General features: G+C 69.7%; 12 protein-coding genes. 10 read left to right on the forward strand and 2 right to left on the reverse strand.

Translation table 11 applies throughout. From position 1 onward, the window contains the following. Nucleotides 1-213: 213 nt before the first annotated feature. From argC to argH, 6 genes are read left to right on the forward strand one after another with little or no spacing between them, the layout of a single operon-like run. Entirely contained in the window at nucleotides 214-1281 is a 1068-nt protein-coding gene (gene argC, locus ABD648_RS20140; RefSeq protein WP_282216697.1) for an N-acetyl-gamma-glutamyl-phosphate reductase, read from the forward strand. Continuing rightward, the gene (gene argJ, locus ABD648_RS20145; protein ID WP_282216698.1) at nucleotides 1278-2435 is read left to right on the forward strand and encodes a bifunctional glutamate N-acetyltransferase/amino-acid acetyltransferase ArgJ; all 1158 of its coding nucleotides are present in this window, start codon (nucleotides 1278-1280) and stop codon (nucleotides 2433-2435) included. The genes argC and argJ overlap by 4 nt, the downstream gene beginning before the upstream one ends. Next, nucleotides 2432-3349 (forward strand): acetylglutamate kinase, encoded by a 918-nt coding sequence (argB, locus tag ABD648_RS20150; protein WP_282216699.1) that lies wholly within the window; start codon nucleotides 2432-2434, stop codon nucleotides 3347-3349. Before argJ ends, argB begins: the two co-directional genes overlap by 4 nt. After that, nucleotides 3346-4551, forward strand: coding sequence for an acetylornithine transaminase (locus ABD648_RS20155; RefSeq protein WP_282216700.1), 1206 nt, complete (start codon nucleotides 3346-3348; stop codon nucleotides 4549-4551). The genes argB and ABD648_RS20155 overlap by 4 nt, the downstream gene beginning before the upstream one ends. Next, the gene (argF, locus tag ABD648_RS20160; protein ID WP_282216701.1) at nucleotides 4548-5477 is read left to right on the forward strand and encodes an ornithine carbamoyltransferase; all 930 of its coding nucleotides are present in this window, start codon (nucleotides 4548-4550) and stop codon (nucleotides 5475-5477) included. Before ABD648_RS20155 ends, argF begins: the two co-directional genes overlap by 4 nt. Further along, nucleotides 5477-6907 carry an argininosuccinate lyase gene (gene argH / locus ABD648_RS20165; RefSeq protein ID WP_282216702.1) on the forward strand — a complete coding sequence of 477 codons (1431 nt, stop codon included), beginning with the start codon at nucleotides 5477-5479 and terminating at the stop codon, nucleotides 6905-6907. The genes argF and argH overlap by 1 nt, the downstream gene beginning before the upstream one ends. A 26-nt stretch (nucleotides 6908-6933) precedes the next feature. Here argH and ABD648_RS20170 read toward each other — a convergent pair whose 3' ends face one another. Beyond that, nucleotides 6934-7518: a DUF1349 domain-containing protein gene (locus ABD648_RS20170; RefSeq protein WP_282216703.1), complete on the reverse strand. Its 585-nt coding sequence runs from the start codon at nucleotides 7516-7518 to the stop codon at nucleotides 6934-6936. A 59-nt stretch (nucleotides 7519-7577) separates the two neighbouring features. Here ABD648_RS20170 and ABD648_RS20175 point away from each other — a divergent pair, with 59 nt between their 5' ends. Genes ABD648_RS20175 through ABD648_RS20190 form a run of 4 tightly spaced genes read left to right on the forward strand, consistent with a single transcriptional unit; the run spans nucleotide 7578 to nucleotide 11169 of the window. Further along, entirely contained in the window at nucleotides 7578-8222 is a 645-nt protein-coding gene (locus tag ABD648_RS20175) for a SatD family protein (protein ID WP_282216704.1), read from the forward strand. Continuing rightward, nucleotides 8219-9028, forward strand: a complete 810-nt coding sequence (locus tag ABD648_RS20180) for a hypothetical protein (protein ID WP_282216705.1) — start codon at nucleotides 8219-8221, stop codon at nucleotides 9026-9028. Before ABD648_RS20175 ends, ABD648_RS20180 begins: the two co-directional genes overlap by 4 nt. Before the next feature lie 37 nt (nucleotides 9029-9065). Then, complete coding sequence (gene tyrS / locus ABD648_RS20185) at nucleotides 9066-10367, forward strand: tyrosine--tRNA ligase (protein WP_282216706.1); 1302 nt, start codon at nucleotides 9066-9068, stop codon at nucleotides 10365-10367. A gap of 7 nt (nucleotides 10368-10374) precedes the next feature. Next, a complete protein-coding gene (locus ABD648_RS20190; RefSeq protein ID WP_282216707.1) occupies nucleotides 10375-11169 on the forward strand; it encodes a DUF4184 family protein in 795 nt (264 codons plus the stop codon). Here ABD648_RS20190 and ABD648_RS20195 read toward each other — a convergent pair. Continuing rightward, the gene (locus ABD648_RS20195; RefSeq protein ID WP_282216708.1) at nucleotides 11154-12461 is read right to left on the reverse strand and encodes a CoA transferase; all 1308 of its coding nucleotides are present in this window, start codon (nucleotides 12459-12461) and stop codon (nucleotides 11154-11156) included. The genes ABD648_RS20190 and ABD648_RS20195 overlap by 16 nt on opposite strands. Between the last annotated feature and the right edge of the window lie 493 nt (nucleotides 12462-12954).

Genomic DNA, 12954 nt, shown 5'->3' on the forward strand with positions numbered 1-12954 from the left:
CCCGCGCTACTGTCGCGACATGTCTTCGGCCGTCCTCGCTTCGATCACGCTCGTTCCGAGCGTCATCGTCGTGCTCCGACGCCGCGGCGGCCGCCGACTCTAGGCGACCCCGGATCCTGCCTGCGCACGCGCGGCGGTCGAGTGCCGGTGTCGCCGCTCCGGCCCCGCCCATGGTCCCCGATTCCTCGAGGGCCCGACCGTTAAGGTAGAAGCATGACGTATACCGTCGCCGTCTCCGGCGCATCCGGCTACGCAGGCGGCGAGATTCTGCGCCTCCTGGCCGATCATCCCGACATCGAGATCCGCACCGTGACGGCTCATTCGAACGCCGGCCAGCCCCTCATCGACCACCAGCCGCACCTGCGTTCGCTCGCCCACCTCACCCTGCAGGACACGACGCCACAGATCCTGGCCGGACACGACATCGTGTTCCTCGCGCTCCCGCACGGGCAGTCGGGCCAGTACACCGATGCGCTCGGCGATGTGCCGCTCGTGATCGACGCGGGCGCCGACCATCGGCTCACCTCGCAGTCCGCCTGGGATGCCTTCTACGGCGGTACGTTCCACGACGCCTGGACCTACGGCGTGCCGGAGCTGCTGGTCGACGGCGTGAAGCAGCGCGAACACCTGCGCGGAGCGAGCCGTATCGCGGCTCCCGGGTGCAACGCCTCCACCGTGAGCCTCAGTCTCGCGCCGGGGATCGCTGCCGGGGTCATCGACCCGTCCGACATCGTCTCGGTCCTCGCGGTCGGGCCGTCGGGCGCAGGCAAGAGCCTCAAGAGCAACCTGCTCGCCAGCGAGATCCTCGGCACCGCCAACCCCTACGCGGTCGGCGGCACGCACCGGCACATCCCCGAGATCCGCCAGGCGCTCGCGGCGGCGATCCCTTCGACAGGCTCAGGGCACCAGGGAGACGACATCCGCATCTCGTTCACCCCCGTGCTGGTGCCGATGTCCCGCGGCATCCTCGCCACCTCGACCGCGCCGATCGTCGAAGGGGCCACCGACGCGCAGATCCGCGACGCCTGGGCGAGCGCCTACGGCGACGAGACGTTCGTGCAGCTGCTTCCCGAGGGGCGCTTCCCGCGCACCGCCGACGTGCTCGGAGCCAACACCGCCCTGATCGGCCTCGCGATCGACCGCGCCGCCAACCGGGTGACCGTCGTCACCGCGGTCGACAACCTCGTCAAGGGCACGGCTGGCGCCGCCATCCAGTCCATGAACCTCGCGCTCGGTCTCCCCGAAGGCCGCGCCCTCTCAGTCAACGGAGTCGCACCATGAGTGTCACCGCCCCCGCAGGATTCGAGGCGGCCGGTGTCGCCGCCGGACTCAAGTCCACCGGCAAGCCCGACGTCGCCGTCGTCGTCAACCGCGGACCGCGCAAGGTCGGGGCTGCCGTCTTCACGAGCAACCGCGCCAAGGCGAACCCGATCATCTGGTCGCAGCAGGCGGTCGCGGACCGCGTCGTCGAAGCCGTGGTGCTGAACTCGGGCGGGGCGAACTGCTTCACCGGAGCATTCGGGTTTCAGACCACGCACCAGACCGCCGAGAAGGCCGCCGAACTCCTCGGCGTCAGCGCCGGCGACGTCCTGATCTGCTCGACCGGCCTGATCGGCGTCGGCGACGAGGTGTTCCGCGGCAAGGTGCTCGACGGCACCGCGCAGGCGATCGCCGAGCTCAGCGCCGACGGGGGACAGGCCGCGGCCGAGGCGATCATGACCACCGACTCCGTGTCGAAGACGGCGGTCGTCTCCCGGGACGGCTGGACGATCGGCGGCATGGCGAAGGGAGCCGGGATGCTGGCTCCGGGGCTCGCGACGATGCTCGTGGTGATCACGACCGACGCGGTCATCGAGCCGCTCGACGCCGATGCGGCCCTGCGTCGCGCGACCGGGCGGACCTTCGACCGGCTCGACTCGGACGGCTGCATGTCGACCAACGACCAGGTCACGCTGCTCGCCAACGGCGCATCGGGGATCGCCCCCGACCTCGACGACTTCGCCGCGGCGCTGACCGAGCTCTCGCAGGAGCTCGCCGTGAAGCTGCAGGGCGATGCCGAGGGCGCGAGCCACGACATCACGATCGAGGTGCAGCACGCGGCATCCGAGCAGGACGCCGTCGAGGTCGGCCGCTCCGTCGCCCGCAACAACCTGTTCAAGGCGGCGATCTTCGGCAACGACCCCAACTGGGGCCGCGTGCTCGCCGCGATCGGCACCACGGGAGCCCGGTTCGACCCCTACGACGTCGACGTCTGGATGAACGGCGTCCGGGTGTGCACCGAGGGCGGCCCGGACCGGCCACGCGAGGAGGTCGACCTGACTCCGCGCGCCACGCACCTCGTGATCGACCTGAAGTCGGGAGACGACACGGCGACGATCCTCACCAACGACCTCACCCACGATTACGTGCACGAGAACAGCGCCTACGCCTCATGACCGACATCCAGGACACGCCCGCCGAAGTCGCCGCGCAGAAGGCGACCACCCTGATCGAGTCGCTGCCGTGGCTCAAGAAGTTCCGCGATCAGATCGTGGTGATCAAGTACGGCGGCAACGCCATGGTCTCGGACGAGTTGCAGGACGCGTTCGCGCAGGACATCGCGTATCTCCGCAACGTCGGAGTGCAGCCGGTGGTCGTGCACGGCGGCGGACCCCAGATCTCCGACATGCTGCAGCGGCTCGAGATCCCGAGCGAGTTCAAGGGCGGCTACCGCGTCACCAACACCGAGGCGATCAGCGTCGTGCGCATGGTGCTCACCGGGCAGGTCAATCCGCAGCTGGTCTCGAAGATCAATTCCCACGGGCCGATCGCGACCGGACTCAGCGGTGAGGACGCCGGGCTCTTCGGCGGTCGCCGCCGCGGTGTCGTCATCGACGGGCTCGAGGTCGATCTCGGCCGCGTCGGCGATGTCGTCGAGGTCGACCCGACCCCGGTTCTCGATCACCTCGCGGCCGGACGGGTGCCGGTGGTCTCGAGCATCGCTCCGGACCTCGACCATCCCGGTCAGTCGCTGAACGTCAACGCGGATGCCGCTGCGGCAGCGCTCGCCGTCGCCCTGAAGGCGCGCAAGCTCGTCGTCCTGACCGATGTGCCGGGGCTCTACGCGGACTGGCCCAACCGCGACTCGCTCGTGTCCCACCTGACATCCGCGGAGCTCATTCGGATGCTGCCGACGCTGGAGTCCGGGATGATCCCCAAGATGCGCGCCTGTCTCGAAGCCGTCGAGGGCGGCGTGGACGCTGCGGCCATCATCGACGGACGGGTGCCGCACTCGGTGCTCGTCGAGCTCTTCACCAGCAAGGGAATCGGAACCGAAGTGGTTCTGGGAAAGACGGAGGTGACGGCATGACCGTCTGGCAGGACGATGTGGAGCGCGATCTCGTGCAGAACGCCGGAGACCGGCTCGCACTGCTCACCCGCGGTGAGGGCTCGTACCTGTGGGATGCCGACGGGCGACGCTACCTGGACTTCCTCGCCGGAATCGCCGTGACCTCGCTCGGCCACGCGCACCCGGTGTTCGTCGAAGCGGTCTCGAAGCAGGCCGCGACGCTGGCCCACGTGTCGAACTACTTCGCCACGCCGCCGCAGCTCGCGCTGGCCGCTCGACTCAAGCGCCTCGCCGGTGCCGGCATCGGCGGACGGGTGTTCTTCTCGAACTCAGGTGCCGAGGCGAACGAGGCGGCCTTCAAGCTCGCACGTCTGCACGGCGGCACCGAGCGCCCGCGCATCCTGGCTCTCGAGAACGGGTTCCACGGCCGCACCATGGGGTCGCTCGCCATGACGGCGAAGGCGTCGATGCGTGCCCCGTTCGAGCCGATGCCCGGTGGTGTGGAGCACATCCCCGCGACCATCGAAGCACTCGAGGCGGCCATGGATGACCGCGTCGCCGCGGTCATCGTCGAGCCCATCCAGGGCGAAGCCGGCGTCGTCGAGCTGCCGGAGGGCTACCTGGCCGCGGCCCGCTCGCTGACCCTGGCGCACGGCGCCCTGCTGATCGTGGATGAGATCCAGACCGGGGCCGGACGCACCGGTGCCTGGTTCGGGTTCAGCCACGAGGGGATCACCCCGGACGCGATCACCCTCGCGAAGGGCATCGGCGGTGGTTTCCCGATCGGCGCGCTGGTCACCTACGGTGCCGCCAGCGATCTGTTCACACCCGGCTCCCACGGTTCCACGTTCGGCGGCAACCCGCTCGCGACCGCGGTGGCCGATGCGGTGCTGACCGAGATCGAGCATGCCGGGCTCGTCGAGAACGCGGCACGCCGCGGGGAGGAGCTGCGCGAGCTGATCCTCGGCCTCGATTCGCCCCTCATCTCCGCGGTCCGCGGCCGCGGCCTCCTGATCGGCGTCGCGCTGAGCGCACCGGTCGCCGGGGTCGTCGTCGCTGCGGCTCAGGAGCGCGGCCTCATCGTGAACGCCGCGAACCCCGAGACGGTGCGCATCGCACCCGCCCTCACGATCGGCGACGACGAGCTCGCCGTGTTCCGCGAGCTGTTCGCCGCCGCACTCGCCGATGTCTCCGCATCCGTACCCGGAAAGGTTTCCGCATGACCCGCCACCTGCTGCGTGACGACGACCTCACGCCCGCCGAGCAGGCGGAGATCCTCGATCTCGCCATCGAGCTGAAGAAGGACCGCTGGGCGGATAAGAGCCTCGCCGGTCCGCAGACTGTCGCGGTGATCTTCGACAAGTCCTCCACGCGCACCCGCGTCTCGTTCGCGGTGGGCATCGCGGACCTCGGCGGCTCGCCGCTCATCATCTCGACGGCGAACAGCCAGCTCGGCGGCAAGGAGACGCCCTCCGACACCGCCCGCGTGCTCGAGCGCCAGGTCGCGGCGATCGTGTGGCGCACCTACGCGCAGGCAGGACTCGAGGAGATGGCGGAGGGCACGCGGGTCCCCGTGATCAACGCCCTCTCGGACGACTTCCACCCCTGCCAGCTGCTCGCCGACCTGCTCACGATCCGTGAGCACAAGGGCGAGCTGAAGGGGCTCACGCTCACCTTCTTCGGCGACGGGCAGAGCAACATGGCGCATTCCTATGCGCTGGCCTGCGTGACAGCGGGCATGCATGTCCGCATCGCGTCTCCGGCGGACTACGCGCCGCGCGCCGATGTGATCGAGGCCGCCGATCGTCGCGCCGCGGAGACCGGCGGTTCCATCGCGCTCTACACCGACCCGGTCGAGGCCGCTGCCGGCGCCGACGTCGTTGTCACGGACACGTGGGTGTCGATGGGCAAGGAGGAGGAGAAGATCGCGCGCATCCGCGATCTCGGCGGATACAAGGTGACGCCGGAGACGATGCAGCTCGCCGACTCCGAGGCGATCTTCATCCACTGCCTTCCCGCCGATCGCGGCTACGAAGTGGACTCGACCGTCATCGACGGACCGCAGAGCGTCGTCTGGGACGAGGCCGAGAACCGCCTGCACGCGCAGAAGGCCCTGCTGGTCTGGCTGCTCGGGAAGAAGGACGCGTGATGACCGACCCCACTCACGAAGGCACCAACGAAGGCGCGCTCTGGGGAGCCCGTTTCGCCACCGGCCCCTCACCGGAGCTCGTGGCGCTCAGCCGCTCCACTCATTTCGACTGGATCCTCGCGCCGTACGACATCGCCGGCTCGCACGCTCATGCGACCGCGCTCGCCGCCGCCGGCTATCTCGAACCGGATGAGGCCGAGCGGATGCACGCGGGGCTCGATGCCGTGGCGCGCAAGGTCGCGGACGGCACGCTGCTTCCGGTTCCCACGGACGAGGACGTGCACGGTGCGCTCGAGCAGGCGCTGATCGCGGAGCTCGGGCCGGAGCTGGGCGGACGGCTGCGCGCCGGCCGCAGCCGCAACGACCAGATCGCGACCCTCGTGCGCATGTACCTGATCGACCACGCCCGGGTGATCGCCCGCGACATCCTGCGGGTCATCGACGCCCTCGTCGCGCAGGCCGAGGCGCACCCCGACGCGATCCTCCCCGGGCGCACGCACCTGCAGCATGCGCAGCCCGTGCTGCTCGCCCATCACCTGCAGGCGCACGGCTGGCCGCTGGTGCGTGAGCTCGAGCGACTCGTCGACTGGCGTCGTCGCGCTGGTTTCTCGCCCTACGGCGGGGGAGCGCTGGCCGGATCGACCCTCGGGCTCGACCCGGCGCTCGTCGCGACCGAGCTCGGTCTCGACCGTCCGTCGGAGAACTCGCTCGACGGCACCGCCGCGCGCGACGTCGTCGCGGAGTTCGCCTTCATCACCGCGATGACCGGCGTCGACATCTCGCGCCTCGCGGAGGAGATCATCCTCTGGAACACGCGCGAGTTCGGCTTCGTCACGCTCGACGACGGCTACTCGACCGGGTCGAGCATCATGCCGCAGAAGAAGAACCCCGACATCGCCGAGCTCGCCCGCGGCAAGTCCGGCCGGCTCATCGGCAACCTGTCCGGCCTGCTGGCGACCTTGAAGGGACTGCCGCTCGCGTACAACCGCGACCTGCAGGAGGACAAGGAGCCGGTCTTCGATTCGGTGCAGACGCTCGAGGTGCTGCTCCCGGCCTTCGCCGGCATGATCGCCACCCTGCGCTTCGACACCGAGCGGATGGCGGCGCTCGCGCCCCAGGGCTTCTCGCTCGCGACCGACGTGGCGGAGTGGCTGGTGAAGCAGCGGGTTCCGTTCCGCGACGCGCACGAGATCTCCGGCGCCCTGGTGCGTGCGTGCGAGGAGCAGGGGATCGGTCTGGAGGACGCGTCCGACGAGCTGCTGCTCTCGGTGTCGCCGCATCTCGTTCCCGCCGTGCGCGAGGTCCTCACGATCGAGGGATCCGTGGCGTCGAGGACCGGCGTCGGCGGCACCGCGCCGGTGCGGGTGACCGAGCAGCGGGCCGAGCTCGTCGCCCGGGCGCAGGCCGCGGCGCACGCCCTCGGCCTGTAGGCGTCGCCGGGCCGGTGCAGGCCGGCTCAGTGCAGGTCGACGTCCGCCTCGGAACGGGTCCACCGGGTGAACCGCACGGTGAATCCGGCGCGGGTCGGGGCGGCGAGGAGAGGACCGGCGGATGCCGCGGCCGTGCCGTCGAACGGAGCGACGCGCACCAGGCGCCAGGGGCCGTCGTCGGCACGAGCGCGGACGATCACGGCATCCGTCCACCGGCTCACGCGCACCGTGATCTCGCTCTCCAGCCACTCGTCCACATGTCCCACCGACCAGTCCGAGCCGCCGGCGGTGACGACGGCACCGAGTCCCAGGTGGTCGTCGGCGTACTCGACGCCGGCTTTCATCCAGTGCTCGGCGTCGATCCGTACGAAGACGCCGGCTTGATCGAACTGCCCGTCCCATGGTGCGCGGAAGGAGACCTCCATCGCCTCCCCGACGGCCAAGGGGGCGAGGAGGGCGTGCTCGGTGTCGTGGACGAAGCCGTAGGCGGTGTGTCGCCAGGCATCGCTGCCCTCGATGGCGGTGACCTCGAGCGCGTCGGTCTCGGTCACGGTCTGCGGGTCGTTGGTCCAGGTCCCGGCATCCCAGGCGATGATGTGCGATTCAGGCATGTTCCCAACATATAGCCATTCAAGGCATAAAGTGAGGTTATGCGTGTTATGGTTATGCCATGGTCATCGCCGTACTCGCCGACATCGTGGGCTCTCGTAAGCTCGACGATCGCACCGCCGCGCAACAGGTGCTGGACGAGACCATCGCGCAGGTCGAAGCTGACCTCCCGCTGGCCGCTCAGTCGCTCACGCCTACGGTGGGGGATGAGCAGCAGGGCGTCTATCGAGACCTCGGCGACGCTCTGGTCTCCCTCCTCATGATCCAGCTGCGGCTGCCCGACGGGATCGGCTTCCGGTTCGGCGTCGGCGTGGGGGAGGTATCCGCGGTCGAATCCGTGCACGGCGAACTCGCCGACGGCCCGGGGTGGTACGCGGCGCGGGCGGCGATCGACATCGTGCACGCCCGCGAAGGGCGCGCCATACCGCGAGCGCGTACCTGGATTGTCGGAGCCCCGGGGCAGGATGAGGTCATGGACAGCACGATCGCGGCGTCGAACGCCTACCTCCTCGTGCGTGACGAGCTGGTCGGCGCGATGAGCGAGCGCGAGCGCCGTCTGACCTACGGCCGCCTGATCGGGCGGTCGCAGCACGAGCTCGCCGACGAGGAGGGCATCTCCCAGCCGAGCGTCTCGAAGTCGCTGCGCAGCGCAGGGGCCGCGGCGGTCCTCGAAGGAGTAGCCGTCCTGCGAGGAGGATCCGCATGATCATCGCCGGATTCGTGCTCCTCGCCGTCGGCGCCGTCGACCTCGTCCGCCAGTTCGCGCCCCGTCGTTGGATCGGGTACCTGACCGTGGCCGTGCTGCTGCTGCTCCTGGGCAGCGTCAGCGACGCGCTGCTGCCGATGATCGCCGCGCTCGTGGTCGGTGCGCTCTGGGTCTGGTCGATGCCCGACGAGCGGAGGGCTCCGCTGGGCTTCTGGCCGGCGGTCCTTCTCGGTGTGCTGAGCGTCGGCGCGGTCGTGTCGCTCGGCGCGCGGGCGGATGCCGGGCTCATCGGCGACGTCTGGAGCCTGCGATCGCCTTTCGGCGACGTCTCGTTCGATCTCGCGATGCTCGTCCTCGGCGCGGGCGTCTTCCTCTTGGAGTCCTCCAACCTCGTGGTGCGCGCGGCGCTCGACGGCGAGCACACGTGGCGACCCGCCGATCCGGAGCCGGCCGTCCCCGTCGTCCCGGAGCCCACGACGCCGGCCCCGCTGGTGCCGCCGGTCGGCGACGGGGCGGATGCCCCTGTCGATGCGGCACCGACCAAGCCCGCCGATCCTCGTGGCGGCTTCAAGGGCGGACGCCTCATCGGCCCGCTGGAGCGCACGATCGTGATGATCCTCACCCTCGCCGCGGCTTACCCCGTCCTGGCCGCGATGCTGGCGGCGAAGGGCATCGTCCGCTTCCCGGAGATCTCTCGCGACGGCGAGACCGGTGCCCGCGCCGAGTACTTCCTCGTCGGCAGCCTCGTCAGCTGGGTCATCGCACTGAGCGCCGCTTTCCTCGTCTGGTGGGCGGCGCACAGCTGAGACGGAGGCGAGGTCGCGCGCTGATAGCCTGGAGCGCGTGTCAACTCCCGCTCTGACGACCGCGACTCCGGCGATCGACCCCACGTTCGAGAACGTGTGGGACGAACTGCTGTGGCGCGGGCTCGTCCACGTGTCCACCGACCAGGAGGCGCTCCGCGCCCTTCTCGCCGGAGACCCGATCACGTATTACTGCGGGTTCGATCCGACAGCGCCGAGCCTGCACCTCGGGAATCTCGTGCAGCTGCTGACGATGCGTCGCCTCCAGCTGGCAGGTCACAAGCCGCTGGGGCTCGTCGGCGGGTCCACCGGTCTCATCGGCGACCCGCGGCCCACGGCAGAGCGCACCCTGAACACGCGAGAGACCGTCGCCGAATGGGTCGACCGGCTGCGCACGCAGGTGGAGCGGTACCTCAGCTTCGACGGCGACAACGCCGCGCGCATGGTGAACAACCTCGACTGGACGGCGCCGATGTCGGCGATCGACTTCCTGCGCGAAATCGGCAAGCACTACCGTGTCGGCACGATGCTCAAGAAGGACGCCGTCGCGGCGCGACTGAGCTCCGACGAGGGCATCAGCTACACCGAGTTCAGCTACCAGATCCTGCAGGGCATGGACTACCTCGAGCTGTACCGCCAGTACGGCTGCGTGCTGCAGACCGGCGGCTCCGACCAGTGGGGCAACCTCACCAGCGGCACCGACCTCATCCGTCGCGCCGAAGGGGTGTCCGCGCACGCCATCGGCACGCCGCTCATCACGAACAGCGACGGCACGAAGTTCGGCAAGAGCGAGGGAAACGCGATCTGGCTCGACGCCGAGATGTGCAGCCCGTACCGGATGTACCAGTTCTGGCTGAGCACCGCCGATGCCGACGTCATCGAGCGGCTGAAGGTCTTCACCTTCCTCAGCCGCGCCGAGATCGAGGAGTACGCCGCGCTGGTCGAGTCGGAGCCGTTCCGTCGCGCCGCGCAGAAGCGTCTCGCCCTCGAAGTCGTCGCCACGGTGCACGGCATCGATGCGACCGCCGCCGTGATCGCGGCATCCGAGGCATTGTTCGGGCAGGGCGACCTGACCGCTCTTGATGCGTCGACGCTGCGCACCGCGCTCGAAGAGCTTCCGAACGCGACGGTGGCCGCCGGCACGCCGGTGGTCGAAGCGCTGGTCGCGACCGAACTCGTGTCGAGCCTGGGCGAAGCCCGACGTGCGATCGCCCAGGGCGGCGTCTCGCTCGACGGCGAACGCGTCGAGGACGAGGCGGCCACGGTTCAGGGTTCTCTTCCCGGCGGAGTCTCCGTGCTCCGCCGCGGCAAGAAGACCCTCGCGGGCGTCTTCATCGGCTGAGCAGCGGATGCCGTTCACGCCGAGTCACGCGGTCGTCGCGCTGCCCTTCATCCGCACGCCGCTGGTGCCGGCGGCGATCGCGATCGGTGCGATGACTCCTGATCTCCCGCTGTTCCTGCGCGGCGTCGGGCTGGACTACTCGTTCACCCACACCTTCGCGAACGTCGTGTGGACCGCGGCCGTGGCACTCGTGCTGTTCGTCCTCTGGCGCGCGGTGCTGCGTCCCGCCGTTCCGGAGCTCGCTCCGCGATGGCTCGCGCGACGTCTCCCCGAGGAGTGGTCTGTCGGCGCGGTCGAGGCCGCCGGACGAGCAGTGGGTGTGGGGGAGAAGCGCGTCTATCCGCTGCTGCTCGCCGTCTCGCTCATCCTCGGGGTGCTCTCGCACATCGTCTGGGACCTGTTCACGCACGAGGGACGATGGGGCGTGCAAGCGCTCCCCGCGCTCGACGAGATGTGGGGTCCGCTCACCGGCTTCAAGTGGCTCCAGCACGGATCGAGCGTGCTGGGACTCGTGATCATCGGAGTGTGGGCGCTGCTCTGGCTGCGTCGGCACGGTGCGCGTCCGGCCCTCTCGCAGCGGTTGCCGCACGGTGTCCGCGTGACGTGGTGGCTGTCGCTGCCCGTGATCCTGCTCACGGCGTGGGTCATCGGTCTGGTCGTCCTCGGACCGCTCGACGCGGAATTCACCGTGCAGCACCTGGCGTATCGGGTTCTTCCCCCGGCGTGCGCGCTGTGGGGTGCCCTCACCCTGGTGCTGTGCGTCGTCCTGTCTCTGAACCGACGCTCTCACCAGCTCGGCTGATCCGCTCCCCAGGTGCGGGGCGCCGCGAACTCGAGGCCGGGAAGTGCCGGCTTCGCCGTCACCAGCTCGACATCACCGATGGAGAAGTGGGCGATGTGCGCTGCCGGATCGACCGCGACCTCGGCACCCGGCTCGGCTCGGCGCGGCATGCCGAGAAGCTCGGCGGCGACGCGTCGCAGCGACGTCTGCACCCACCACGAGCCGCCTTCGATCGCGCGGCGGCGCAACAGCATCGTGATCGCGGCAGCCAGCAGATACCCCGCGCTGTGGTCGAGCGCCTGAGCGGGCAGTGCTCCCGGACGCTCGCCGTCCGGGGACTCGATGAGCGCGATTCCCGACTCGGCCTGCACGAGGCTGTCGAAGCCCGCCCGTTGCGGATGGTCCGCGCCCCAGGCGCTGAGCTGGGCCACGACCAGTCCCGGATGCCGCGGTACCAGTGACTGCGGATCCAGCCCGAGTCGGGCGAGCGCGGCGGGCCGGTATCCGAGAACCACGGCATCCGCTTCGGCGAGCAGCTCGTCGAACCGTGCGGATCGCGCATCCAGCAGGGTCGAGCGCTTGCCGTGGCCGGTGTCGAGGTGCTGCCATTCGGGTTCGAGCAGCCCTGGAGGGTCGACCCGCAGCACGTCGGCGCCGAGAAGCGCGAGTGTACGGGTGCAGACCGGACCCGCGATCACACGTGTGAGATCGAGGATGCGGATGCCCTCGAGCGGGCGCGATGCCGACCCGAGAAGGACAGCGCGCGGCGCAGCGGGGGAGTCGTAGCCGCGGACGTCGAGCAACGGTGTTTGGCGGAGGGCGGCGTCCAGGGCAGGATGCTCCGCCATGACGGCGACGGCGAGTCCGCCTTCTGCGCTGATCGCCTCGATGGCCGCCGCTGATGTTCGCACGGCGAGGGCGTCGCGCACGTCCGCGGCCTCCGCTGTGTCGCCCAATCGCAGTCCGGCACGAAGGCCTGCGGCATGATGCGGGTAGTTGGCGTGCGTGCGGATCCAACCGTCGGCCGTCTGCCAGAACCCCGAGAGTGCGGCCCACACCGGGGGAGCGGTGCCGTCGATCGTGAGGACGCGGTCGCTCCGGTACGCGGTGGCGATCCGGCCGGCGTCGAGCATCGATGGGTTCCGGCCGGCTGCGAGGGTCGCGGCACCGATGCTCGCCCAGGCGAGTCGGCCGGTGGCGAGGCGTGAAGGGAGCGGCACCGCCGTGGTCGGCTCGGCGACACCGTCGAGTGTCCGGGACTCCCCGTCGAGCTCGCGCCACACGCGGGAGAGGAGCGCGAGTCCCGCACTCACGCGGAGTCCTCGTCGACGCTGCGGAGGGACCGTCGGACGGTGAGCATGAGCATGGCGCGATCGTACTCCTGACGCCCCAGGAGACGGAAAACCCGCCTGATCCGGACAAACCGTCTGGCGAAGGCCGACGACACGCCCGGGGGTACCGCCTCGATTTGCCAGAACCCCGGAATCCACGTAACTTATTACTTGTTCGCCCCACAGGGAAGCGGAGAAGCCCAGAGCTTCACCCCCCTCAAGCGGAGAACCACTCCCGATCCTCTCTCACTTGAGAGATCAGACGCTTGCGTCTAGGATGGGAGGTCCACCCCTTCTGCAGCTGGAATCGGCTGCGCAGCGGATCTACGATCCGCGCCGCGCGCTGATTTGACAAGCGAGTCGGGATGGCTAAGATAGAGAAGTTGCCCTTCGGGCCTGGCTGTGATGGCTGGGTCGTGGGAGCATCCGATCCTTGAGAACTCAACAGCGTGCACTTGTCAAATGCCAAATTATC

Origin of the sequence: Microbacterium luteolum (assembly GCF_039533965.1) — a bacterium.
Classification (GTDB): Bacteria; Actinomycetota; Actinomycetes; order Actinomycetales; family Microbacteriaceae; genus Microbacterium; species Microbacterium luteolum.